The organism is Stutzerimonas nosocomialis (genome assembly GCF_005876855.1).
Classification (GTDB): Bacteria; Pseudomonadota; Gammaproteobacteria; order Pseudomonadales; family Pseudomonadaceae; genus Stutzerimonas; species Stutzerimonas nosocomialis.
Genome location: NZ_QLAE01000038.1, coordinates 24,715 through 47,621, shown reverse-complemented (window position 1 = coordinate 47,621; position 22,907 = coordinate 24,715). Strand labels below are relative to the sequence as shown.

General features: G+C 65.3%; 24 protein-coding genes. 22 read left to right on the top strand and 2 right to left on the bottom strand.

Going from position 1 to position 22,907, the window contains the following annotated elements; all coding sequences use genetic code 11:
- The first annotated feature begins 38 nt into the window (after nt 1-38).
- The 8 genes from DN824_RS19030 (at nt 39) to murB (ending at nt 6,868) form a co-directional block, all read left to right on the top strand.
- The gene (locus tag DN824_RS19030) at nt 39-2,264 is read left to right on the top strand and encodes a DNA internalization-related competence protein ComEC/Rec2 (RefSeq protein ID WP_174236540.1); all 2,226 of its coding nucleotides are present in this window, start codon (nt 39-41) and stop codon (nt 2,262-2,264) included.
- Nucleotides 2,265-2,335: 71 nt separating this feature from the next.
- Entirely contained in the window at nt 2,336-2,968 is a 633-nt protein-coding gene (locus DN824_RS19025) for a MotA/TolQ/ExbB proton channel family protein (protein WP_138409928.1), read from the top strand.
- Complete coding sequence (locus tag DN824_RS19020; RefSeq protein WP_138409927.1) at nt 2,965-3,393, top strand: ExbD/TolR family protein; 429 nt, start codon at nt 2,965-2,967, stop codon at nt 3,391-3,393. Before DN824_RS19025 ends, DN824_RS19020 begins: the two co-directional genes overlap by 4 nt.
- Complete coding sequence (gene lpxK / locus DN824_RS19015) at nt 3,393-4,397, top strand: tetraacyldisaccharide 4'-kinase (protein ID WP_138409926.1); 1,005 nt, start codon at nt 3,393-3,395, stop codon at nt 4,395-4,397. Before DN824_RS19020 ends, lpxK begins: the two co-directional genes overlap by 1 nt.
- A gap of 44 nt (nt 4,398-4,441) precedes the next feature.
- Nucleotides 4,442-4,627 carry a Trm112 family protein gene (locus DN824_RS19010; RefSeq protein WP_138409925.1) on the top strand — a complete coding sequence of 62 codons (186 nt, stop codon included), beginning with the start codon at nt 4,442-4,444 and terminating at the stop codon, nt 4,625-4,627.
- The gene (gene kdsB, locus DN824_RS19005; protein ID WP_138409924.1) at nt 4,624-5,388 is read left to right on the top strand and encodes a 3-deoxy-manno-octulosonate cytidylyltransferase; all 765 of its coding nucleotides are present in this window, start codon (nt 4,624-4,626) and stop codon (nt 5,386-5,388) included. Before DN824_RS19010 ends, kdsB begins: the two co-directional genes overlap by 4 nt.
- Nucleotides 5,388-5,852 (top strand): low molecular weight protein-tyrosine-phosphatase, encoded by a 465-nt coding sequence (locus tag DN824_RS19000; protein WP_138409923.1) that lies wholly within the window; start codon nt 5,388-5,390, stop codon nt 5,850-5,852. The genes kdsB and DN824_RS19000 overlap by 1 nt, the downstream gene beginning before the upstream one ends.
- Nucleotides 5,849-6,868, top strand: a complete 1,020-nt coding sequence (gene murB / locus DN824_RS18995; RefSeq protein WP_138409922.1) for a UDP-N-acetylmuramate dehydrogenase — start codon at nt 5,849-5,851, stop codon at nt 6,866-6,868. Before DN824_RS19000 ends, murB begins: the two co-directional genes overlap by 4 nt.
- A gap of 203 nt (nt 6,869-7,071) precedes the next feature.
- On the opposite strand, the gene rne is transcribed toward murB, so the two are convergent.
- A complete protein-coding gene (gene rne / locus DN824_RS18990) occupies nt 7,072-10,158 on the bottom strand; it encodes a ribonuclease E (RefSeq protein WP_194150430.1) in 3,087 nt (1,028 codons plus the stop codon).
- A 546-nt stretch (nt 10,159-10,704) separates the two neighbouring features.
- On the opposite strand from rne, the gene rluC reads away from it, so the two are divergent.
- From rluC to DN824_RS18975, 3 genes are read left to right on the top strand one after another with little or no spacing between them, the layout of a single operon-like run.
- Nucleotides 10,705-11,658, top strand: coding sequence for a 23S rRNA pseudouridine(955/2504/2580) synthase RluC (gene rluC, locus DN824_RS18985; protein WP_138409920.1), 954 nt, complete (start codon nt 10,705-10,707; stop codon nt 11,656-11,658).
- Nucleotides 11,651-12,337, top strand: a complete 687-nt coding sequence (locus DN824_RS18980; protein ID WP_138409919.1) for an HAD-IA family hydrolase — start codon at nt 11,651-11,653, stop codon at nt 12,335-12,337. The genes rluC and DN824_RS18980 overlap by 8 nt, the downstream gene beginning before the upstream one ends.
- Complete coding sequence (locus DN824_RS18975; RefSeq protein WP_138409918.1) at nt 12,327-13,304, top strand: S49 family peptidase; 978 nt, start codon at nt 12,327-12,329, stop codon at nt 13,302-13,304. Before DN824_RS18980 ends, DN824_RS18975 begins: the two co-directional genes overlap by 11 nt.
- Before the next feature lie 5 nt (nt 13,305-13,309).
- Here DN824_RS18975 and DN824_RS18970 read toward each other — a convergent pair whose 3' ends face one another.
- Nucleotides 13,310-13,888, bottom strand: a complete 579-nt coding sequence (locus DN824_RS18970; RefSeq protein WP_138409917.1) for a Maf family protein — start codon at nt 13,886-13,888, stop codon at nt 13,310-13,312.
- 104 nt (nt 13,889-13,992) lie between these two features.
- On the opposite strand from DN824_RS18970, the gene DN824_RS18965 reads away from it, so the two are divergent.
- From DN824_RS18965 to DN824_RS18915, 11 genes are all read left to right on the top strand, one after another.
- Nucleotides 13,993-14,520, top strand: coding sequence for a YceD family protein (locus tag DN824_RS18965; RefSeq protein ID WP_138409916.1), 528 nt, complete (start codon nt 13,993-13,995; stop codon nt 14,518-14,520).
- 12 nt (nt 14,521-14,532) lie between these two features.
- Complete coding sequence (rpmF, locus tag DN824_RS18960) at nt 14,533-14,715, top strand: 50S ribosomal protein L32 (RefSeq protein ID WP_138409915.1); 183 nt, start codon at nt 14,533-14,535, stop codon at nt 14,713-14,715.
- Between the two features lie 3 nt (nt 14,716-14,718).
- Complete coding sequence (gene plsX, locus DN824_RS18955) at nt 14,719-15,729, top strand: phosphate acyltransferase PlsX (protein ID WP_138409914.1); 1,011 nt, start codon at nt 14,719-14,721, stop codon at nt 15,727-15,729.
- A gap of 107 nt (nt 15,730-15,836) precedes the next feature.
- Nucleotides 15,837-16,775 carry an ACP S-malonyltransferase gene (gene fabD, locus DN824_RS18950; RefSeq protein ID WP_138409913.1) on the top strand — a complete coding sequence of 313 codons (939 nt, stop codon included), beginning with the start codon at nt 15,837-15,839 and terminating at the stop codon, nt 16,773-16,775.
- 14 nt (nt 16,776-16,789) lie between these two features.
- Entirely contained in the window at nt 16,790-17,533 is a 744-nt protein-coding gene (gene fabG, locus DN824_RS18945) for a 3-oxoacyl-ACP reductase FabG (protein WP_138409912.1), read from the top strand.
- Nucleotides 17,534-17,731: 198 nt separating this feature from the next.
- Nucleotides 17,732-17,968 carry an acyl carrier protein gene (acpP, locus tag DN824_RS18940; RefSeq protein ID WP_003283670.1) on the top strand — a complete coding sequence of 79 codons (237 nt, stop codon included), beginning with the start codon at nt 17,732-17,734 and terminating at the stop codon, nt 17,966-17,968.
- 184 nt (nt 17,969-18,152) lie between these two features.
- A complete protein-coding gene (gene fabF, locus DN824_RS18935; RefSeq protein ID WP_138409911.1) occupies nt 18,153-19,397 on the top strand; it encodes a beta-ketoacyl-ACP synthase II in 1,245 nt (414 codons plus the stop codon).
- On the top strand, nt 19,397-20,212 hold the full coding sequence (gene pabC / locus DN824_RS18930) for an aminodeoxychorismate lyase (RefSeq protein WP_138409910.1): 816 nt from the start codon (nt 19,397-19,399) through the stop codon (nt 20,210-20,212). The genes fabF and pabC overlap by 1 nt, the downstream gene beginning before the upstream one ends.
- Nucleotides 20,209-21,276 carry an endolytic transglycosylase MltG gene (gene mltG / locus DN824_RS18925; protein WP_138409909.1) on the top strand — a complete coding sequence of 356 codons (1,068 nt, stop codon included), beginning with the start codon at nt 20,209-20,211 and terminating at the stop codon, nt 21,274-21,276. Before pabC ends, mltG begins: the two co-directional genes overlap by 4 nt.
- Entirely contained in the window at nt 21,273-21,905 is a 633-nt protein-coding gene (gene tmk / locus DN824_RS18920; RefSeq protein ID WP_138409908.1) for a dTMP kinase, read from the top strand. The genes mltG and tmk overlap by 4 nt, the downstream gene beginning before the upstream one ends.
- Nucleotides 21,898-22,884: a DNA polymerase III subunit delta' gene (locus tag DN824_RS18915; RefSeq protein ID WP_138409907.1), complete on the top strand. Its 987-nt coding sequence runs from the start codon at nt 21,898-21,900 to the stop codon at nt 22,882-22,884. Before tmk ends, DN824_RS18915 begins: the two co-directional genes overlap by 8 nt.
- Nucleotides 22,885-22,907: the final 23 nt, after the last annotated feature.

Sequence of the window (22,907 nt, the reverse complement as noted above, 5' to 3'; positions counted from 1 at the left end):
CGGCGCGCGGTCACCGTTCTTGAGGAGGGAATCTCGATATGCGCACAGGGATGTTGGCGCTGGCGGCCGGACTGGTCCTGCTTCGCTTTCTGCCCACGCTACCACCACTCTGGGGCGTGATTGCGCTGCTGTCTGCCGGGCTCCTGTTCGCCCTGCCGAGGCTGCGGCTGCTCGGGCTGTTCTGCGTCGGGCTCGGTTGGGCCTGCCTCAACGCGCACTGGGCCATGAGCGATCGTCTGCCGACATCGCTGGACGGGCGTACCTTCTGGCTCGAGGGTACGGTGGTCGGGTTGCCGGCGGTCGAGTCGCGCGTGGTGCGGTTCGAGCTCGAGCAGATCAGCTCCCGTCACGCCGGGCTGCCTTCGCGCATCCGGCTCGCCTGGTATGGCGGGCCGCCCATCCAGGCCGGCGAGCGCTGGCGGGTGGCGGCAACGCTCAAGCGTCCGCACGGACTGATCAACCCGCAATCGTTCGACTACGAAGCCTGGCTGCTCGCTCGGCGCATCGGTGCCACCGGGACCATCAAGGCCGGCAATCGCCTGCAGGCCGCGCAGGGCGCAGGTTCGGTTCGCGACGCGCTGCGCAGCCGGCTGATGCGTGTCGATGCGCTCGGGCGGGAAGGGGCGCTGGCGGCGCTGGTGGTCGGCGATTCATCGGGGCTCAGCGCTGGCGACTGGCGTGTCCTGCAGGATACCGGCACGGTCCATTTGATGGTCATATCCGGCCAGCATGTGGGCATGCTGGCCGGGTTGCTGTACGGCGCGGTTGCGATGCTGGCGCGGTTCGGCCTCTGGCCGCGAAGGTTGCCCTGGCTACCCTGGGCGTGCGGGCTCGCCCTCGGCGGCGCACTGGGCTACGCCTGGCTGGCGGGATTCGATGTTCCGGTGCGTCGGGCCTGCCTAATGGTCGCGGCGGTGCTGCTCTGGAGGTTGCGATACCGCCAGTTGGGTGTCTGGACGCCGTTGCTGACTGCGTTCGTCGTCGTGCTGCTGCTCGATCCACTCGCCGTCCTGCAGCCGGGGCTGTGGTTGTCGTTCGGCGCGGTCGCGCTGCTGGCCTGGGTATTTAGAGGTCGGCTCGGCGCCTGGGGCGGCTGGCAAACCCTGCTCAGGGCGCAATGGAGCATGGCGTTGGGGCTGGTCCCATTGATGATCGCGCTGGGCTTGCCGGTGAGCCTGAGCGCGCCGCTGGCCAACCTGGTCGCGGTGCCCGTCGTATCGCTGCTGGTGGTACCGACGGCGCTGCTCGGTGCTCTGCTGCTGCCGTTGCCCTGGGTCGGCGAGGGTCTGCTGTGGCTTGCCGGTGGCCTGCTGTCACTGCTGTTCGGTTTTCTCGGCTGGGTTTCGGCCTGGCAGCCGGCGTGGCTGCTGTCGGCGATGCCGTTCTGGGCCTGGGGACTGGTTGCGCTCGGTACCCTCGCGCTGTTGTTGCCTTCGGGAATGCCGCTGCGCCCGTTGGGCCTGGTGCTGCTGTTGCCGCTGTTCTATCCCCCGGCGCAGAGCCCGGCTGTGGGGAGGGCGCAGGTCTGGATGTTCGACGTGGGGCAGGGCAGTGCGCTGCTGATCAGGACCCATGGGCACGCCTTGCTCTACGACGCCGGTCCGCGTTTCGGCGATTTCGACCTGGGGGAGCGCGTCGTGGGCGCCTCGTTGCGCAAGCTCGGCGTCGCGCGGCTGGATACCATGCTGCTCAGCCACGCCGACAGCGATCATGCCGGCGGTGCGCTCGCGGTAAGGCGCATGGTGCCCGTCGATCGAGTGCTGAGCGGCGAGCCGCAGCGCCTGCCGCGTACCTTGCAGTCGCAGCGCTGCGATACAGATGAGCATTGGGAGTGGGACGGTGTCCGGTTCACCACCTGGCTGTGGGGTGGGGCGCGGACCGGTAACCAGGCGTCCTGCGTGCTGCTGGTCGAGGCCAATGGCGAGCGGCTGCTGCTGACCGGCGACATCGATGCGGCAGCCGAGCGGGCCTTGTTGCAGAGCGGTTTCGACGCGCAGGCCCGCTGGTTGCTGGTGCCGCACCATGGCAGTCGCAGCTCGTCCTCGGCGGCCTTCGTAGCGGCTGTGGCGCCGCAGGGCGCGTTGCTGTCACGAGGGCTGCACAACAACTTCGGCCACCCTCATCCGAGTGTCGTCGAGCGCCTCGAACTCGCCGGCGCGACGCTGCTGGATACGGCGAAAATGGGTGCGGTGCGCTTTGTGCTCGGCGACTGGTCGGATGCCGAGGGGCTGCGTGGCGAGCGCAGGTTCTGGAGGGAAAAATGAGAACGGGGGCCAACGGCGGCGGCCCGCCCCTATGCTAGAGTGGCGCCACTTTTCGGAGGGGGATTCATCTCGTGTGGGAGTTGGTGAAAGCGGGCGGCTGGATCATGCTGCCGATCATTCTGTGTTCCATCGCCGCCGCCGGCATCATCGCCGAGCGCCTCTGGACGCTGCGGCCCAGCCGTGTCACGCCTCCGCATCTGCTGGGGCAGGTCTGGAAGTGGATCAAGGAAAAGAAACTCAGCAACCAGAAGCTGAAGGAGCTGCGCGCCGATTCGCCGCTGGGCGAGATCCTGGCTGCCGGGCTAGCGAACTCCAAGCATGGCCGCGAGATCATGAAGGAATGCATCGAGGAGGCCGCCGCTCGCGTCGTCCATGACCTCGATCGCTACCTCAATGCCCTCGGGACCATCGCCGGTATCGCGCCGCTGCTGGGGCTGCTGGGTACGGTGCTGGGCATGATCGAGATCTTCAGCTCCTTCATGGGCTCCGGCATGGCCAACGCACCGCTGCTGGCCGGTGGTATCGCCAAGGCGCTGATCACCACGGCGGCTGGTCTGATGGTCGGCATTCCTGCGCTGTTCTTCCATCGCTATCTGCAGCGCCGCGTGGAGGAGCTGGTCATCGGCATGGAGCAGGAAGCGATCAAGCTGGTGGAAGTGGTGCAGGGCAATCGCGACGTCGACCTGGGCGAGGACAAGGCGTGAAATTTCGGCGCAAACCCCGGGAGAACGTCGAGATCGGCCTGGCGCCGTTGATCGATGTGGTGTTCATCCTGCTCCTGTTCTTCGTCGTCACGACTACCTTCACCCGTGAGACGCAGCTGAAGGTAGACCTTCCCGAAGCCGCCAGCGGTACCCCGCCGCAGGAAACCGACGTCAAGCAGCTCGAGGTGGTGATCGACACCGAAGGCAACTACTCGCTCAACGGGCGCGCCCTGGTCAAGAGCGACCTGGCGACCCTGATGGCCGCGCTGAACAAGGAGTCTGGAGGCGACAGCAGTCTGCCGATGGTCATCAGCGCCGATGGCAGGACGCCTCACCAGGCGGTCATCACCGCCATGGACGCCGCCGGCAAGCTGGGGATCGCGCACCTGCGCATCACCACCGTCGAGGCCCAGGCGACGCCCTGATGTCCCTTGCCGATCGCCTGCAGCAGGCCTGGTATCGGGGGCATCCGGCGCTGGCCCTGCTCGGGCCGCTGGAAGCGCTCTATCGCCGCGTGGTCACGCGCCGCCGCCAGCGCTTTCTCGACGGCGAGGGCGACATCTACCGGCCGCCGGTTCCGCTGATCGTGGTCGGTAACGTCACGGTCGGTGGGACGGGCAAGACGCCGCTCATTCTCTGGCTCATCGAGCATTGCCGCGCCCGCGGTCTGCGGGTGGGTGTCGTCAGTCGCGGTTATGGCGCGAATCCTCCCAGCCATCCCTGGAAAGTCGAGGCGGGGCAGTCGGCCTCCGTGGCCGGTGACGAGCCGTTGCTGATCGTGGAGCGCACGGGCGTGCCGCTGATGATCGACCCGCAGCGCGCCAGGGCGGTACAGGCGCTGCTGGAAAGCGAAGCCCTGGATCTGGTGCTCAGTGACGACGGGTTGCAGCACTACCGGCTCGCCCGGGATCTGGAACTGGTGCTGGTCGATGCCGCGCGCGGATTGGGCAACCGCCGGTGCCTGCCCGCGGGCCCGCTGCGCGAGCCGGCCGAACGGCTCGGCGAGGTCGATGCCGTGCTGTACAACGGCGCTGCGGTGGATTCGGACGATGGTTTTTCGTTCAGGCTGCAGCCGCAGGCGCTGGTGGAACTGTGCAGCGATCGAAGCCTGCCTCTCGATCATTTTCCGGCGGGTCAGGCGGTACACGCCGTGGCCGGGATCGGCAACCCGCAACGTTTCTTCACCACGCTCGAGGCGCTACACTGGCGCGCGATCGCGCATCCCTTCGCCGACCACGCCGCCTTCACGCCGGAGCAGCTCGCTTTCAGCCCCGACCTGCCTGTGGTGATGACCGAGAAGGATGCGGTGAAATGCCGGGCCTTCGCACCTGCGGGCTGGTTCTATCTCAAGGTGCAGGCGTCTCCGTCGGAGGCCTTCGTCGCCTGGTTCGACGAGCAACTGGCCCGCATGCTGCCCACTCATTCATAGCGGCCGACCTGCCTGTGCAGTCGGTTGCGTACCAAGGACTGCCCATGGACACCAAACTGCTCGATATCCTGGCCTGCCCGTTGTGCAAGGGGTCGCTGCGCCTCGCAGCCGACAAGACCGAACTCGTTTGCCGCGCCGACGGCCTGGCCTTTCCGGTACGCGACGGGATTCCGGTGATGCTGGAAAGCGAAGCGCGTACCTTGGACGTGGACGAGCGCCTGGACAAATGAGCGACGTCTATACCGTGGTCATCCCGGCGCGCTATGCCTCGAGCCGCCTGCCGGGCAAGCCCCTGCAGGACATCGCCGGCAAGCCGATGATCCGCCATGTGTGGGAGCGCGCCTGCCGCAGTTCGGCGGCACGGGTGGTGGTGGCGACCGACGATGCGCGCATCCTCGAGGCATGCCAGGGCTTCGGTGCCGAGGCGCTGATGACGCGTGCCGACCACAATTCCGGTACCGACCGCCTGGCCGAGGTCGCCGCACAGCTCGGCCTCGCTGCGGACGCGATCGTGGTGAACGTGCAGGGCGACGAGCCTCTGATCCCGCCGTCGGTCATCGAGCAGGTGGCGATGAATCTCGCCGCCCATCCCGAGGCCTCGATCGCGACCCTGGCCGAGCCGCTGCAGGATGCGGCGAGCCTGTTCAATCCCAACGTGGTGAAGGTCTTGAGCGACCTCGACGGGCTGGCGCTGACGTTCAGCCGCGCGCCGTTGCCCTGGGCGCGAGACGATTTCGCCAGGAGCCGCGACCAGCTTCCCGCCGGCGTTCCCTATCGTCGTCATATCGGTATCTATGCCTATCGTGCCGGCTTCCTTGCCGATTTCGTCGCCTGGGGTCCCTGCTGGCTGGAGAACACCGAGGCGCTGGAGCAGTTGCGTGCGTTGTGGAATGGGCGTCGTATCCACGTTGCCGACGCGGTGGAGTCGCCTCCCGCCGGCGTCGATACCCCGGAGGACCTGGAGCGCGTGCGCCAGTTGCTGGGGGGCTGATGCGAATTCTCTTCGTCTGCCTCGGCAATATCTGCCGCTCGCCCACCGTCGAGGCGGTGTTCCAGCACAGATTGCGCCAGGCGGGGCTCGACAGTACCGTCGTCATCGACTCGGCAGGCACGGGGGGCTGGCACGTCGGCAAGGCGCCCGATAGCCGAGCGACCGCTGCCGCCCGGCTTCGCGGCTATGACCTGAGTCCGTTGAGAGCGCGCCAGGTTTCGCCGGACGATTTCCACCGGTTCGACCTGATCCTGGCGATGGACGCGCAGAACCTGGCGGACCTGCAGGCGATCAAGCCGGCCGGAAGCGCGGCGAAACTGGATCTGTTCCTGCGCCGCGCCAATCTGCAGCCGGAGGACGTGCCGGATCCCTATTACGGTGAGGATGACGGTTTCGCCCAGGTTCTCGACCTGGTCGAGCAGGGTAGCGAGGTGCTGCTCGAAGACATCAGGAGGCTGCTGTGAGTCCGCTGTTGCAGGAATGGGTGAGCCTGCGCCCCTACAACACCTTTGGTCTGGATGCGCGGGCGCGCTGGTATGCCGAGGCCGGCTCGCATGAGGACCTGCTGCAGATAAGCGCCGCGGCGCGCGAGCTGCGGATGCCTCTGTGGGTGCTGGGCGGCGGCAGCAACGTGCTGCTCACGGCCGACGTGCAGGCCGTGGTGGTGCGGATGGTCAACCGAGGCATCGACGTCATCGCCGATCATGGCGGTCGGGTCGTCGTGGAGGCTCAGGCGGGCGAGCCCTGGCATCCGTTCGTGTTACGCAGTCTCGAGCGGGGCCTGGTTGGTCTTGAAAACCTCAGCCTGATCCCGGGTACCGTAGGGGCAGCGCCGGTACAGAACATCGGCGCTTATGGCGTCGAGCTCAAGGACGTCATGGACAGCCTCACGGCCGTGGACCTGCGCTCGGGCATGGTGCGTGAGTTTTCCGTAGAGCAGTGCGCTTTCGATTACCGCGACAGCCTGTTCAAGCGCGAGCCGGGTCGTTGGGTGATCCTCCGTGTGCGGTTCGCCCTTGCCCGGGAAGCGCCGCTGCACCTGGAGTACGGTCCGATTCGTCAGAAGCTGGTCGAGCAGGGCGTCACCCGCCCATCGGCGATGGATGTGAGTCGCGCGGTTTGCGCCATTCGCAGCGAAAAATTGCCCGATCCGCAGGTGCTGGGGAATGCGGGCAGCTTCTTCAAGAACCCTCTGGTGGAGTCTTCGCAGGCGGCGGTGTTGCGCGAGCGTTATCCGGATCTGGTCGCCTATCCGCAGGCGGGCGGGCGGGTGAAGCTTGCCGCGGGCTGGCTCATCGAGCGGGCCGGTTGGAAGGGTTTCAGGGATGGCGATGCGGGCGTGCACAGGCTGCAGGCGCTGGTGCTGGTCAACTATGGCAATGCCACCGGCAGCCAGCTGCTAGGCCTTGCCAGGCGTATCCAGGCTGACATCCTCGAGCGTTTCGGCGTGGAGCTGGAGATAGAGCCGAACCTGCTCTAAGGCATTGCTGCTAGGCGTTGCCGAGAAAGGGCTCCTTGGCTGTCCAGGCATCCACCTTGCCGCTCTCGACGAAGGGGCGCGGCCGTCGGCAGGTGTCAGATAGGCCGGCTGGCTGAGGCACGAACTGAAGCATGTTTTCAGCCTGATTCGGATTTCGAAACGAAAAAAAGGGATGCCTAGGCATCCCTTTTTTCGTTCAAGGATCAGCCCCTGGGCTTGTCCTTGTTTTCTTCGGTCTCGCCGGCAATCGGCTCGTCCGTCAGCGTCTGATGCGGCGCCTGCGCGGGCGTGTGCTCGATCGCCTGCTCGGTTTCGCCGTGCGTGGTGTCGTCAGACTGCGCGACGACCTGCTCGGGCTCGATCGCGGCCAGTGGTTCGGCAGCAGGCTGTTCGAGTTCCACGGGCGCGCTGGCGACGATCTCCGGCGCGGCGAGCGGTTGCTCTGCTGCCGCCGGCTCGGACGCCGACGCCGCCTGGGCTTCGGCTGCTTCGCGTGCCAGGCGCTCGGCTTCACGCTTGCGACGGCGCACTTCGCGTGGATCGTTCGGTGCACGACCAGTGCTCGACGGGGTCGCGAATTCGCTCTGCGGGGCTTCGGCAGGCTGAGGTGCGACCGGTTCGACAACCGGCTCCGGCATCGGAGCGGGTTCCGGTTCGGCGACCGCGGCAGGTGCCTCGGTTACCGTTTCCGCCGGGACTACCGGGGCGCTGGGCTCCTGAAGCGGCTCAGGGGTCGGCTCGATGAGCGCTTCCTGGACAGCGGGCGCCTCGATTTCCACGCGCGGCGAAAGCGGTTCGCTGATCGCCGTGGCGGGTACCGCTTCGGCTTCGATCGGCGTCTGCTCGGCAGGCGCGGCTTCGAAGACGGGCTGTACGTCGGTGTCGGCGGTATTGGCGGCGATCGCGGCAGCGGTGGCGGCAACGGCGACATCGGCCGATTTCACCGGCGCGTCACGCTCGGCGTCCGCAGCGGAATTTTCGCCGTCGTTGCCGTCTGCCGATTCGATCTCGTTGCCATTGGCGTCATGCTGGCGCTCACGGCGATTGCTGCGGCGACGCTGGCCACGGGAGCGGCGGCGAGGGCGTTCGCCATCGGCCGACGCCTGCTCGTCGTCACGGCCTTCGTCCTGCTGCAGTTCTTCCTCGGCGACTACCTGCTCGGTGCGTGGCTTGCGCTCTTCGCGCGGTACGCGCGGCTTGCGCTCGGCGCGTTCTTCGCTGGCCACGGCTGGCGATTCGCCGGCTTCGTCCAGTGGCGCGCGCAGCTCACGCTTGCGTTCTTCGCGAGGCTGGCGATCTTCACGCGGGGCGCGTTCGCGGCGCGGCTGCTGCTCCTGCGCCTCGACTGTTTCGTTCTGCTCGCGAGGTTCACGGAGTTCGCGTGGCTTGCGCTCTTCGCGCGGCGGACGCGGCTGGCGCTCCTCGCGGCTTTGGCGCTCTTCGCGCGGCTTGCGCTCTTCGTCGCGGGACGCGCGGCCATCGCGGCCGTCACGGCGACGGTTCTGCTGGCGGCCGTTGCGGCGTTCGTCGTTGCGCGGCTGGCGCGGCGACGACGGCTTCTTCTCGATTTCGACCGGCTTGGCTTCTTCCTTGCCGGCGAACAGGCTGACCAGCGACTTGACCAGGCCCTTGAACAGGCTCGGCTCGGGCTTGGACTCGACTGCTACGGTCGGCGCGGGCTCGGCGGGAATCGGCGCGCTGCGCTGAGGTGCCGTCTTCACGGCCGCCTCCTGGCGAACCAGGGTGCGGGTGGAGCTGATCGGCTGGGCTTCCTCGACTTCAGGCGGGCTCATTTCATAGCTGGCTTGGCCGGCAATGATTTCCGGGCTGTCGTCACGCAGGCGCACCACTTCGAAATGCGGGGTCTCCAGGTGGTCGTCCGGCAGGATGAAGATGCGCGCGCGAGTGCGCAGTTCGATCTTGGTGATCGCATTGCGCTTTTCGTTGAGCAGGAAGGCGGCAACCTGGAAGGGGACGCGGGCGCGGACTTCGGCGGTGCGATCCTTCAGGGCTTCCTCTTCGATCAGGCGCAGGATGGCCAGCGAGAGGGATTCGACGTCGCGGATGATGCCTTGCCCGTTGCAGCGAGGGCAGACGATGCCGCTGGTTTCGCCGAGGGACGGGCGCAGGCGCTGGCGGGACATCTCCAGCAGGCCGAAACGGGAGATGCGGCCGACCTGCACGCGGGCACGATCGGCCTCGAGCGCTTCGCGAACCTTTTCTTCCACCGCGCGCTGGTTCTTGGCCGGGGTCATGTCGATGAAGTCGATCACGATCAGGCCGCCGATATCGCGCAGGCGCAGCTGGCGTGCGATCTCCTCGGCCGCTTCGAGGTTGGTCTGCAGGGCGGTTTCTTCGATGTCGCCACCCTTGGTGGCACGTGCCGAGTTGATGTCGATGGACACCAGGGCCTCGGTCGGATCGATCACGATCGAACCACCCGACGGAAGTTTCACTTCACGCTGAAATGCGGTCTCGATCTGGCTCTCGATCTGGAAGCGGTTGAACAGCGGAACGCTGTCTTCGTACAGCTTGATCTTGCTCGCGTACTGCGGCATCACCTGGCGGATGAAGGTCAGGGCTTCTTCCTGGGCTTCGACGCTGTCGATCAGCACCTCGCCGATGTCCTGGCGCAGGTAGTCGCGAATGGCGCGAATGATGACGTTGGATTCCTGGTAGATCAGGAAGGGCGCGCGATCCTGCGACGCCTCTTTCACCGCGCCCCACAGCTGAAGCAGGTAATCGAGGTCCCACTGCAGCTCTTCGCTGCTGCGGCCGAGGCCGGCGGTGCGCACGATCAGGCCCATGTCGGCCGGGATATCGAGCCCGTTGAGGGCTTCGCGCAGTTCGTTGCGCTCCTCGCCCTCGATGCGGCGGGAAATGCCGCCCGCGCGCGGGTTGTTCGGCATCAGGACCAAGTAGCGGCCAGCGAGGCTGATGAAGGTGGTCAGGGCGGCGCCCTTGTTGCCACGCTCTTCCTTTTCGACCTGGACGATGACTTCCTGGCCTTCGGACAGAACATCCTTGATGTTCACCCGGCCTTCGGGCGACTTCTTGAAGTATTCGCGGGAGATTTCCTTCAGCGGAAGGAAGCCGTGGCGCTCGGCGCCGAAGTCGACGAAGGCCGCTTCGAGGCTGGGTTCTACGCGGGTGATCTTGCCCTTGTAGATGTTGGCTTTTTTCTGCTCACGGGCGCCCGATTCGATATCGAGGTCGAACAGACGTTGTCCATCGACCAGTGCGACACGCAACTCTTCGGGCTGAGTTGCGTTAATTAGCATTCTTTTCATGTAGTACCGTCGGTTTCCGGGCTTCCGGAAACGGCGTTCGGCACACACGACTCTCACGGTCGGTGTCAGGTGCGTCAGGAATGGTTGTAAGGCATTCCAGTGTCTAGCGATGTGAGGCCAGTTGGGCCGGCGTCGCGACGACGTCTCCTGCTAACTGTCGGAACAGCAGCTGCGGTCAGGGAGGAGGAATCAGCCATGGTAGCGGACGGAATGACGCGTCTGTGGAAGCCTTTGCTACGCAATCCGATGGCTGTGCATCTCCACCCAACACTTATCCTTTGAAAATCGGGTGCCGCCCGCAGAATCCAGAGCGGGTTGGCGATTGTCACGATTCCCCAGCGGGGGGCACGCATCATGTCTTTAGGCTTGTTTCGGGTCTCTGAACTGGAGAAACCCCGTCGGACAGCCTTACGTCCTCGAACGATTTTGCTTCGTCAGGGATGGCGATATGGCAGGCATCCGCAGACGGTCCGCTTTTGGCGGCGCTCGGGACTATAACAGCAATGTTTGAGTGCTTCAAATTGGCGAAATTGCTATGATGCCGCGATGACCAATACCCCATCCCAGGCCTCTGGCGTTCAGCTGCTCGAGGTCTCGCCGGAACTTGCCGGCCAGCGCATCGACAACTTCCTCCGTACCCAGCTCAAGGGTGTCCCCAAGACCTTGATCTATCGCATCCTGCGCAAGGGCGAGGTGCGGGTGAACAAGGGGCGGATAAAGCCCGAATACAAATTGCAGGCGGGCGATGTCGTGCGGGTGCCTCCGCTGCGGCTGCCCGAGCGCGACGAGCCCGCTCCCCTGGCGATCGGCCTGCTCGAGCGTCTCGAGGCGGCCATCGTCCATGAAGACAAGGCGCTGATCGTGATGAACAAGCCTGCCGGTATCGCCGTGCATGGCGGCAGCGGCTTGAGCTTCGGCGTGATTGAGGCCTTGCGCCAGTTGCGGCCCGATGCCAAGGAGCTCGAGCTCGTTCACCGGCTCGATCGCGACACGTCCGGTCTGCTGATGGTCGCCAAGAAACGCAGCATGTTGCGGCACCTGCACCAGGCCTTGCGGGGCGACGGTGTCGACAAGCGCTACATGGCGCTGGTGCGGGGGCGATGGGAGACCAGCAAGAAGCAGGTCAACGCGCCGCTTGAAAAGAACACCCTGCGTTCGGGAGAGCGCATGGTCGAGGTCAGTGATCAGGGCAAGGAGGCGTTGACCCTCTTTCGCGTGCTGCGCCGTTTCGGTGACTTCGCCACGCTGGTCGAGGCCAAGCCGGTTACCGGCCGTACCCATCAGATCCGGGTGCATGCCCGCCATGCGGGTCACAGCATTGCAGGCGACAGCAAGTACGGCGACGAAGCCTTCACCCAGGAAATCCGGGAGCTGGGCGGCAAACGGTTGTTCCTGCACGCCTATGCGCTGAGGGTCCCGCTGCCCGACGGGGGCGAGCTGGAGCTGGAGGCCCCGGTCGACGAGATGTGGGCACAGACACTGGAGCGCCTGGGTGAGTAAGTGCGAACTGCTGATCTTCGACTGGGATGGCACCTTGGCTGACTCCATCGGCCGGATCGTCCAAGCGATGCATCTGGCTGCTGCGGAATGCGACCTGCCTCGGCTCGACGATGCATCGGTCAAGGGTATCATCGGGCTCGCCTTGCCCGACGCGATTGCCTGTCTCTACCCGCAACTGACCAGTGCGGCCTCGATCGAGGTGTTTCGCCAGCGCTATAGCGAACATTACCTTGCGCTGGAGCATCAGCCGTCGCCTCTGTTTCCCGGTGTCGTCGAGTGGCTCGAGCGTTTTCGCGAGCAGGGGATGTTGCTGGCGGTTGCAACCGGCAAGAGTCGTCGCGGTCTGGATAGGATGCTCGCATCCTGTCGCTGGGAGCGTTACTTCGATATCACCCGCTGCGCCGACGAGACGGCCGGCAAGCCCGACCCGCTGATGCTGGACGAGATTCTCGTCCATTGCGGCAAGCGTGCCGATCAGGCGGTGATGGTGGGGGATTCGGTATTCGATCTGCAGATGGCGCAGCGTGCGGGAATGGAGGCGGTTGCGGTCAGTTATGGTGCCCAGGCGCCGGACGTGTTGGCGCAGCATTCACCGCAACGAATAATCAATCGTTTCGAGGAGCTGGGCGAATGGCTCGCTGCTCGGAATGCCTGTGAGGTGGAACGTTATGTCGGATGAGTGGAAGGCGCCGGACGAAGACAAGGAAGACCGCAGGAGCTGGCGTCTGCTGGAAAAGACCCTGCTGGCAGGCGTCCAGGAGCAGCGTCGCGCCAGGCGCTGGGGCATTTTCTTCAAGCTGCTGACCTTCGCCTACCTGTTCGGGGCGCTGCTGATGTTTTCCCCGCTCCTGCAGCTGGGCAAGGAAAAGAGCAGTGCCAGCCATACGGCGGTGATCGACGTGCGCGGCATGATCGCCGACGACGAGGCGGCCAGCGCCGACAACATCGTCGGTGCGCTGCGCGCGGCGTTCGAGGCGGAGGGCACCAAGGCCGTGGTGCTGCGCATCAATAGCCCTGGTGGCAGCCCTGTGCAGTCGGGTTATATCTACGACGAGATCCGCCGCCTGCGCGGCGAATATCCGGCGATAAAGCTTTATGCCGTGATCACCGATCTTGGTGCCTCCGGCGCCTACTACATCGCCAGCGCGGCCGACGAAATCTACGCCGATAAATCCAGCCTGGTGGGCTCCATCGGCGTGACGGCGGCGACCTTCGGCTTCGTCGATGCCATGCAGAAGCTGGGCGTGGAGCGCCGCGTGTATACCTCCGGCGAGCACAAGGCGTTTCTCGACCCCTTCCAGCCGCAGAAGCCGGAAGAAACCGAATTCTGGAAGGGCGTGCTCGGCACGACTCACCGCCAGTTCATCGAGAGCGTCAAGCAGGGGCGGGGCGATCGGCTGCAGGATGCCGAGCATCCGGAGCTGTTCTCCGGGTTGATCTGGTCCGGAGAGCAGGCGCTGGAGCTGGGGCTGATCGACGGGCTGGGCAGTACCGGCTATGTCGCTCGCGAGGTGGTGGGCGAGCCGGAGATCGTGGATTACACGGTCAAGGACTCGCCTTTCGATCGCTTCACCAAGCGTCTCGGTGCCAGCGTCGCCGAGCGCCTTGCCCTTTGGGTCGGTTTGCAGGGGCCCGTGCTGCGCTGACCTGCTCAGGGAATCTCGACGCCCTCGCGGGCTAGCATGTCGACCAGTCTGATCAGCGGCAAGCCGATCAGGCTGGTGAGGTCGCAGCCTTCGGTCGAGCGGAACAGGCTGATGCCCAATCCTTCCACCTTGAAGCTTCCGGCGCAGTCGAAGGGCTTTTCGGCTTCGAGGTAGCGGTCGATCTGTGTGTCGCTGAGGTCGCGAAACCGAACGCTGAATGGAACGCAGTCCACTTGCAGTCGACCGCTTTGCGCGTTCAGGAGGGCGACGGCGGTCAGAAACCGGACCTCCTTGCCGCTGGCGGCTTGCAGTTGTTCGCGGGCGCGCTCGAAGGTCAGTGGCTTGCCGACGATCCGTTGGTCGATGACGGCGACCTGGTCGGAACCGATGATCAGGTGCTGCGGGTAACGATCGGCGAGTGCCCGTGCCTTCTCCTCCGCCAGCCGTCGCGCGAGCCCTTCGGCGCTCTCTTGCGGATGGGGTGTTTCGTCTATGTCCGGACTCGCATGGTCGAATGGCCGGCGCAGGCGGGAAAGCAGTTCCCGGCGATAGGTCGAGCTGGAGGCGAGCAGCAGGTGGCGCATGTTTTCTTCCTTAATATATAGGCTGCGATTGTAGGGCACGTCCGTAAAAGACGGGATGGAATTCCTTTGACAGGGGCGGGGCGCATCCCTAGAATGCCGCGCTTATGTTTAAAGGACCGATACCTTCGCACGTCGATCCGCGAAAGCACGCCGACCGGGCAACCACCTTTGAAGGTGAGGTACCGCTGGCGAGTCTGAAGCGGCTCACCGATCCTCTCGAGGATGATCGTGGTGCGGTGCGCGCTCGTTTGGTCTTCGGGCGTGACGAGCAGAAGTCTGTGGTGATTCACAGCGAGCTCGAGGTTGACGTCACCATGATTTGCCAGCGTTGTCTGGAGCAGGTTGTTCTGCCGATTCACAGTGAGTGCGATTACGCGGTCGTGAATGAAGGCGCGAATACCCAGCACCTGCCCAAGGGCTATGACGTGCTGGAAGTGGGAGAGGATCCTCTGGATCTGCTGGCGCTGGTCGAAGACGAGCTGTTGCTCGCGCTACCGATTGTTCCACTCCATGACCCTGAAATTTGCCAGCCGCCGGCTGGGCTGGAAGAGCCCGAGCCGACCGAGGACGAGGCTAAGCGGTCCAACCCGTTCAGCGTGCTGGCGCAGTTAAAGCGTGACCCAAACGTTTAGGAGTTGATCCAAATGGCTGTTCAGCAGAACAAAAAATCCCGTTCCGCCCGTGACATGCGTCGTTCCCACGACGCGCTCGAGCCGAACGCCCTGTCCGTAGAAAAGAGCACCGGTGAAGTTCACCTGCGCCACCACGTTTCTCCGGAAGGTTTCTACCGTGGTCGCAAAGTGATCGACAAGGGCTCCGACGAGTAATCCTTGTCCGCCACGATCATCGCGATTGATGCAATGGGTGGGGACTTCGGTCCCCACTGCATTGTTCCGGCCAGTCTCGACTGCCTGGCTGAATTCCCCTCGCTGCACCTGACCCTCGTCGGTCAACGCTCCCTGATTGATCCCCTAATCGCCACCGCTACCGGTGTCGATCGGTCGCGCCTGCGTGTTGTCGATGCCGATCAGGTCATCGCCATGGACGAGCGCCCGGCATTGGCGTTGCGCGGCAAGCCTCGATCGTCGATGCGGCTGGCGCTCGAGCTGGTGCGCGACGGAGAGGCTCACGCCTGCGTCAGTGCGGGCAACACCGGCGCGCTGATGGCGCTCGCCCGTCACCTGTTGAAGACGCTCCCCGGGATCGACCGCCCGGCCATGGTGACCTCCATTCCGACCCGTCACGGTGGTTCCTGCCTGTTGCTCGACCTGGGCGCCAATGTCGACTGCGATGCCCAGCACCTCTACCAGTTCGCCCTGATGGGGTCGGTCGCAGCCAGTGCCATGGGCGTGGATCGACCCCGGGTCGCCTTGCTCAATGTCGGGACCGAGGAAATCAAGGGGAACCAGCAGGTCAAGCTGGCCGCGAAGTTGCTTCAGCAGGCGGAAGCGCTCAATTACCGGGGTTTCATCGAGGGCGACGGGTTGTTTCGTGGCGATGCCGATGTGGCGGTCTGCGACGGTTTCGTCGGCAATCTTTTGCTTAAATCCAGCGAGGGTCTTGCCGAGATGCTCGGTGAGCGTGTCGAGGCGCTGTTCAGGCGATCGCTGGGCGCACGTCTTGCGGGTGTGTTGGCGCTGCCGCTGCTGCGCCAGCTGCGGGGCGAGCTGACGCCCGCCGCGCACAACGGGGCCAGCTTTCTGGGGTTGCAAGGGATCGTGGTGAAAAGCCACGGTGGCGCCGGGCGTGACGGCTTTCGTACCGCGGTGCGCCATGCGGTGCAGGAGGTCGAGCAGAATCTCCCCGGCCAGCTCCTTCGACGGCTCGAGCGTTTGCACTAGCTGTCCCGCAATGTGACCCTGTTGGGCGGCTCGCCATCCAACTGACTAATCGGTGCGTCCAGTTGCCTGGGCGCTCTCCAAGACGGCAGAACCACAAGAGACCCGTTATGTCCGCATCATTCGCTTTCGTCTTTCCCGGTCAGGGCTCGCAGGCAGTCGGAATGCTTGCCGAGCTGGGCGCGCAACATGCCATCGTGCTCGACACCTTCGCTGAGGCCTCGCAGGCGCTGGGCTACGATCTCTGGTCGCTGGTCCAGCAGGGCCCAGAAGAGCAGCTGAATCAGACCGACAAAACCCAGCCGGCCATCCTCGCCGCTTCGATTGCCATCTGGCGTCTCTGGCTGGCCGAAGGCGGTGCTCGGCCTGCGTATGTCGCAGGGCACAGCCTGGGTGAGTATTCGGCGCTGGTTGCAGCGGGCAGCCTGCCGTTCGCCAATGCCGTGAAGCTGGTCGAGCGCCGCGGGCAGCTGATGCAGCAGGCCGTTCCGGCCGGGCAGGGCGGCATGGCCGCCATCCTCGGGCTGGAAGACGCCGATGTGCTGGCTGCCTGTGCCGAAGCGGCCCAGGGCGAGGTCGTGAGCGCGGTGAATTTCAACGCACCCGGGCAGGTGGTCATTGCCGGTTCGGCGCAAGCCGTGGAGCGCGCCATCGAGGCTTGCAAGGCCAGGGGCGCTAAGCGGGCCATGGCCCTGCCGGTGAGCGTGCCTTCCCATTGCGAGCTGATGCGTCCGGCGGCCGAGCAGTTCGCCGCCGCCGTCCAGGCCGTCGCCTGGCAGGCGCCGGAAATCGCCCTGGTCCAGAACGTCAGCGCGGCGGTCGTAACGGATCTGGAGACGCTCAAGCGGGACCTTCTGGCGCAGCTTTACAGCCCGGTTCGCTGGGTCGAGTCGATGGTGGGCCTGCATGCCCAGGGCGTGACCGACCTGGTCGAGTGCGGGCCTGGCAAGGTGCTCTCGGGGCTGAACAAGCGCTGCGTCAAAGGCATCAATACCCATAATCTGGACACCCCAGAGGCTTTCGCGGCGGCTCGCGCGGCGCTGGCCTGAACAAGGAGATAACTATGAGTCTGCAAGGCAAAGTTGCGCTGGTCACCGGTGCGAGCCGAGGCATTGGCCAGGCGATCGCACTGGAATTGGGCCGTCAGGGCGCTACCGTGATCGGGACCGCGACCTCGCAAGCCGGGGCCGAGCGCATCACGGCAACCTTCAAGGATCAGGGCGTCGAAGGGCTCGGCGTGGTGCTCGATGTCGGTAACGACGAGTCGGTGTCCGCCGCGCTCGAGCAGATCCAGCAGCAGTTCGGTCAGCCGGCCATTCTGGTGAACAATGCCGGTATCACGCGCGACAACCTGATGCTGCGGATGAAGGACGATGAGTGGGACGATGTCATCAACACCAACCTCACCAGCCTGTATCGCCTGACCAAGGCCGTCCTGCGCGGGATGACCAAGGCGCGCTGGGGGCGGATCATCAACATCGGCTCGGTGGTCGGTGCCATGGGCAATGCCGGTCAGGTCAACTATGCGGCGGCGAAGGCTGGCCTGGAAGGCTTCGGCCGCGCCCTGGCCAGGGAAGTCGGTTCGCGCGGGATCACCGTGAACTCGGTCGCGCCCGGCTTCATCGACACCGACATGACGCGTGAACTGCCGCAGGCGCAGCGTGATGCGCTGACTGGCCAGATCCCGCTGGCCCGCCTGGGACAGCCCGAAGAAATCGCGAAAGTGGTCGCTTTTCTGGCTTCGGAAGGTGCAGGCTACGTCACCGGAGCTACCATTCCGGTCAATGGCGGGATGTACATGAGCTGAATGTTGTGACGCCAATCAGTCGAGCTCAGTCATAAAAAGCCGTCTGAAAAGCGTTATTAAGACGTAGCTGGTTTATAGACAGATGGTTGAACGCGGGATGATGCTGATCCGCTTTCAGCTTGAAATGCGGAAAAAGCTTTCTATACACTACCGCGCAGACCAGCTGCCTGGATTTTTCCATAGGAGTGAAAACAAGGTATGAGCACCATCGAAGAACGCGTCAAGAAAATCGTTGCCGAGCAACTTGGCGTCAAAGAAGAGGAAGTCACCAATAGCGCTTCCTTCGTCGAAGACCTGGGTGCCGACTCTCTTGACACCGTTGAGCTGGTGATGGCTCTGGAAGAGGAATTCGAGACCGAAATCCCGGACGAGCAGGCCGAGAAGATCACCACCGTTCAGGAAGCCATCGATTACATCAATGCGCACGCGCAATAAGCTGTAATCCGCTTCGAACCTGAAGAGCCGCACTGCCTTGAACGAGGTAGTGCGGCTTTTCTTTGGTATTGATTTGTACGCAGGCGCCGCCACCGTGGCGACTGTGATGGGCGCTGTCCCGCGGTGGCCCCTTCGAGGGTGAGGTACACGGGCTCGCACCAACGCTAATGGTAAGGAGATTGCTGTGTCGCGTAGACGCGTCGTAGTCACCGGGATGGGGATGGTATCGCCTCTGGGTAACGATGTGCCGAGCAGCTGGCAGGGAATTCTGGCCGGCCGCAGTGGGATCGGCCTGATCGAGCACATGGACCTTTCAGCCTACTCGACCCGCATCGGCGGCTCGGTGAAGGGCTTCGAGATCGAGCAGTACCTGCCGGCCAAGGAAGCACGCAAGATCGACCTGTTCATTCAGTACGGTCTGGCCGCGAGCTTCCAGGCATTCAGGGACTCGGGCCTGGAAGTCACCGATGCCAATCGCGAGCGCATCGGCGTGGCCATGGGCTCGGGCATCGGTGGGCTCACCAATATCGAGAACAACTGCAAATCGTTGTTCGAGCAGGGCCCGCGCCGGATTTCCCCCTTCTTCGTGCCTGGCTCGATCATCAACATGGTGTCGGGTTTCCTGTCGATCCATCTGGGACTGCAAGGTCCCAATTACGCGATCGCGACAGCCTGTACCACGGCGACCCACTGCATCGGCATGGCCGCGCGCAACATCGCCTACGGCGAGGCGGACGTGATGGTCGCCGGCGGCTCGGAAATGGCGGCGTGCGGTTTGGGTATCGGCGGCTTTGGCGCCGCGCGGGCGTTGTCCACGCGCAATGACGACCCGGCCGCGGCGAGCCGGCCGTGGGACCGTGGCCGCGACGGTTTCGTCCTGTCCGACGGTGCCGGTGCGCTGGTGCTCGAGGAGCTCGAGCATGCCAAGGCACGCGGCGCGACCATCTATGCCGAGCTGATCGGCTTCGGCATGAGCGCCGATGCGTTCCACATGACCTCGCCTCCGGATGACGGCGCCGGTGCCAGCCGCTGCATGCGCAGCGCGCTCAAGGATGCCGGGATCGATGCCGGCAGCGTGGACTACATCAACGCCCACGGCACCTCCACGCCGGCCGGCGACAAGGCCGAAGCCGCTGCGATCAAGTCGGTGTTCGGCGAGCAGGCCTATCGCCTGTCCGTCAGTTCAACCAAGTCGATGATCGGGCACCTGCTGGGCGCCGCCGGCGCTGTCGAGGCGATCTTCAGCGTGCTGGCGATCCGCGACCAGGTGGCGCCGCCGACCATCAACCTGGACGACCCCGATGACGGTTGCGACCTGGACTTCGTGCCGCACGAAGCCAAATCGCGCCGTATCGAGGTCTCGCTGTCCAACTCGTTCGGCTTTGGCGGCACCAACGGCTCGCTGGTGTTCCGCCGGTTCGCCGAGTGATGCGCAGTTGGGTGAACGGCCATCCCGCCGATGGGGTGGCCGTTCACGATCGGGGCCTGGCCTATGGCGATGGTCTGTTCGAGACGATTCGTGTCATCGACGGCTCGCCTCGATACGCTGAGCGTCACCTGCGGCGCCTTGCCCGGGGCTGCCAGCGCCTGTCGATTCCCTGCGAACCCGAGCTCCTCGGGTCCGAGCTGCAGGCCTTCGCACGGCAGCTCGGCGACGGTGTCGCCAAGCTGATCCTGACGCGCGGCGCCGGTCAGCGCGGCTATGGTTCACCGGCCCCGTGCCATCCCACCCGCCTGCTGCTTGCCGCTCCGGCGCCTGCCTACCCCGATGAACATGCCGTAGACGGGGTGGCGCTATATCCCTGCACGACTCGCCTGGCGGAGCAGCCGCTGCTGGCGGGGCTCAAGCACCTCAATCGCCTCGAACAGGTGTTTGCCCGCGCCGAGTGGCGGGACACGCGCTATGCCGAAGGGCTGATGCGCGACACCTCCGGCCGGGTCATCGAAGGGGTGTTCAGCAACCTGTTCATGGTCGTCGACGGCCAGCTGACCACGGCCGGGCTCGATCGCTGCGGGGTGGCGGGCATCATGCGCGAGCGGATCCTGGAGATCGCCGTACGGCAGGGCTGGCAGGTGGACGAGCGGGATATCGAACCGGAGCGGTTGTGGCGTGCCAGCGAGGTCTTCTGCTGCAACAGCCAGTACGGTATCTGGCCGGTGCGATCGCTGCAGACGCATGCCTGGCCCGTAGGGCCGATCACCCGTAAACTTCAATCCCTCATTGCCGAGCCTGATATCCCGTGATTCGTAAATTGCTTCTGTTGATGATCGTCGTGGTGGGTCTGGGTGTGGCCGCCCTCGGCGTGCTGGCCTGGAAACAATACGCTTCGCTCGAGCAGCCCCTCGCCCTGGAAGAGGATCGCCTGCTCGAAGTGATGCCCGGCGATACACCCGGTGGCATCTTCAAGCGGCTGGAAGCCGAAGGGCTGCTCGATGACGCCTTCTCGCTGCGCCTTTACTGGCGCCTGAACCTTTCCGGGCAGACCCTGCACAGCGGCGAATACCAGCTGCGCCCCGGTATGACGGTGCGCGAGATGATCGGCCTCTGGCAGCGGGCCGAGGTGGTGCAATACACCCTGACGCTGGTCGAAGGCTGGAACTTCCGCCAGTTGCGCGCCGCACTGGCCGCCCAGCCACGCCTGAAGCAGACCCTGCAGGGGCTGAGTGACCAGGAGATCATGGCGCAGCTGGGACAGCCCGATCTGCATCCGGAAGGACGCTTCTTCCCGGACACCTACAGCTATACCCGCAGCGTGAGCGATCTCGATCTGCTCAAGCGCGCCTACGCACGCCTGGAAAAGGTGCTCGCCGAAGAGTGGGAAAACCGCGCAGAGGGCCTGCCCTATGCAGACCCCTACCAGGCCCTGATCATGGCCTCGATCATCGAGAAGGAGACCGGTGTGCCCCACGAGCGCGGCGAGATCTCCGGCGTGTTCGTGCGCCGGCTCAAGCTGGGCATGCTGCTGCAGACCGACCCCACCGTGATCTACGGCCTCGGTGAGCAGTACCAGGGGCGCATCACTCGCGCGCACCTGCGTCAGCCGACGCCCTACAACACCTATACCACCGCGGGCCTGCCGCCCACGCCGATCGCCATGGTCGGTCGCGAAGCCATTCACGCGGCGCTGCATCCGAAAGAAGGCACCAGCCTCTATTTCGTCGCCCGGGGCGATGGCAGTCACGTGTTCTCCGACAACCTGGCCGACCATAACCGTGCGGTGCGCGAGTATCAGCTCAACCGTCGCGCGGACTACCGCTCCAGTCCGGCGCCGCAACCCAAGCCGGTAGAAAGCGAGGCCGCCCAGTGACGGGACTGTTCATCACCCTGGAAGGCCCGGAAGGCGCAGGCAAGAGCACCAATCGCGACTACCTGGCCGGGCGTCTGCGCGACGCCGGCCGCCGCGTCGTGCTGACCCGCGAGCCTGGCGGCACGCCCCTTGCCGAGCGGATCCGCGAGCTGCTGCTGGCGCCGGCCGAGGAAGCGATGGCGGTCGATGCCGAATTGCTGCTGGTCTTCGCTGCGCGGGCACAGCACCTGGCCGGCGTCATCCGGCCGGCCCTGGAGCAAGGGGCGATCGTGCTGTGCGACCGCTTCACCGACGCCACCTATGCCTACCAGGGTGGTGGGCGGGCCATGGACGTCGAGCGGATCGCTCTGCTGGAGACCTTCGTGCAGGGCGAGCTGCGTCCGGATCTGACCCTGCTGTTCGACCTGCCGGTGGACATCGGCCTGAGCCGGGCGGCAGCGCGTGGCCGCCTCGATCGCTTCGAGCAGGAGAAGCGCGAGTTCTTCGAAGCTGTCCGGCGGACCTATCTGGCGCGGGCCGAAGCGACCCCGGCGCGCTATCGGGTACTCGACGCGGCGCAGCCCCTGGCTGGGGTGCAGGCTGCGCTGGATGCGCTGTTGCCCGAGATTCTGGAGCGCACCCGTGGCTGACGCCTATCCCTGGCAGGCCGGGCTCTGGCAGCAGCTGGCCGGCAGGACCCAGCATGCGCACGCCTATCTGCTGCACGGCCCGGTAGGCATCGGCAAGCGCGCGCTGGCCGAGCGCCTGGCGGCATTGCTGCTGTGCCAGCGTCCGGCCGCCGAGGGGGCTTGTGGTGCCTGCAAGAGCTGTCTGCTGCTCGCCGCCGGCACGCATCCCGATCACTACGTGCTGGAGCCCGAGGAGGTCGACAAGGCGATCCGGGTCGATCAGGTGCGCGATCTGGTGGGTTTCGTCACCCAGACCGCCCAGCTCGCCGGGCGCAAGGTGGTCCTGCTCGAGCCTGCCGAAGCGATGAACCTGAACGCGGCCAACGCCTTGCTCAAGAGCCTGGAGGAGCCGTCGGGCGATACCGTGCTGTTGTTGATCAGCCACCAGCCCAGCCGGCTGCTGCCCACCATCAAGAGCCGCTGCGTCCAGCAGGCCTGCCCGTTGCCCGGCCGCGAAGCGAGCCTCGCCTGGCTCGAGACGGCGCTTCCGGCGCTGGCGCCGGAAGCGCGGGAAGAGTTGCTGGCCCTGGCAGCCGGGTCGCCGCTGGCGGCCGCCAAGCTGCACGGGCAGGGTGTGCTGGAGTTGCGCGCGCTGGTGGTGGACGGCGTCAAGAAGCTGCTCAAGCAGCAACAGTCGCCGAGCCAGCTGGCCGACGCCTGGAACGCGCTGCCGCTGCTGCTGGTGTTCGACTGGTTCAACGAGTGGGCCTATCTCATCCTGCGCCATCAGATGACCGGCGATGACGAGGCGCTCGGCGCCGCCGACATGCGCAAGGTCGTGCAGTACCTGGCGCAGAAGGCCCCCCGGGGCAAGGTGCTGGCGTTGCAGGACTGGCTGCTGGCGCATCGCCAGAAAGTGCTGGCCAAGGCGAACCTCAATCGTGCCTTGCTTCTCGAAGCGCTGCTGGTGCAGTGGGCAAGCCTGCCATCAGCGGGCTAGAATCCTCGCAAATCGTACGCTGG

Bases quoted from the DNA above. Each gene is read 5' to 3' on its own strand.
- DN824_RS19030 (WP_174236540.1), top strand. From the start codon at position 39: ATGCGCACAGGGATGTTGGCGCTGGCGGCCGGACTGGTCCTGCTTCGC.
- lpxK (WP_138409926.1), top strand. From the start codon at position 3,393: ATGTCCCTTGCCGATCGCCTGCAGCAGGCCTGGTATCGGGGGCATCCG.
- DN824_RS19010 (WP_138409925.1), top strand. From the start codon at position 4,442: ATGGACACCAAACTGCTCGATATCCTGGCCTGCCCGTTGTGCAAGGGG.
- kdsB (WP_138409924.1), top strand. From the start codon at position 4,624: ATGAGCGACGTCTATACCGTGGTCATCCCGGCGCGCTATGCCTCGAGC.
- DN824_RS19000 (WP_138409923.1), top strand. From the start codon at position 5,388: ATGCGAATTCTCTTCGTCTGCCTCGGCAATATCTGCCGCTCGCCCACC.
- rne (WP_194150430.1), bottom strand. From the start codon at position 10,158: ATGAAAAGAATGCTAATTAACGCAACTCAGCCCGAAGAGTTGCGTGTC.
- rluC (WP_138409920.1), top strand. From the start codon at position 10,705: ATGACCAATACCCCATCCCAGGCCTCTGGCGTTCAGCTGCTCGAGGTC.
- DN824_RS18975 (WP_138409918.1), top strand. From the start codon at position 12,327: ATGTCGGATGAGTGGAAGGCGCCGGACGAAGACAAGGAAGACCGCAGG.
- DN824_RS18970 (WP_138409917.1), bottom strand. From the start codon at position 13,888: ATGCGCCACCTGCTGCTCGCCTCCAGCTCGACCTATCGCCGGGAACTG.
- DN824_RS18965 (WP_138409916.1), top strand. From the start codon at position 13,993: ATGTTTAAAGGACCGATACCTTCGCACGTCGATCCGCGAAAGCACGCC.
- rpmF (WP_138409915.1), top strand. From the start codon at position 14,533: ATGGCTGTTCAGCAGAACAAAAAATCCCGTTCCGCCCGTGACATGCGT.
- fabD (WP_138409913.1), top strand. From the start codon at position 15,837: ATGTCCGCATCATTCGCTTTCGTCTTTCCCGGTCAGGGCTCGCAGGCA.
- fabG (WP_138409912.1), top strand. From the start codon at position 16,790: ATGAGTCTGCAAGGCAAAGTTGCGCTGGTCACCGGTGCGAGCCGAGGC.
- acpP (WP_003283670.1), top strand. From the start codon at position 17,732: ATGAGCACCATCGAAGAACGCGTCAAGAAAATCGTTGCCGAGCAACTT.
- pabC (WP_138409910.1), top strand. From the start codon at position 19,397: ATGCGCAGTTGGGTGAACGGCCATCCCGCCGATGGGGTGGCCGTTCAC.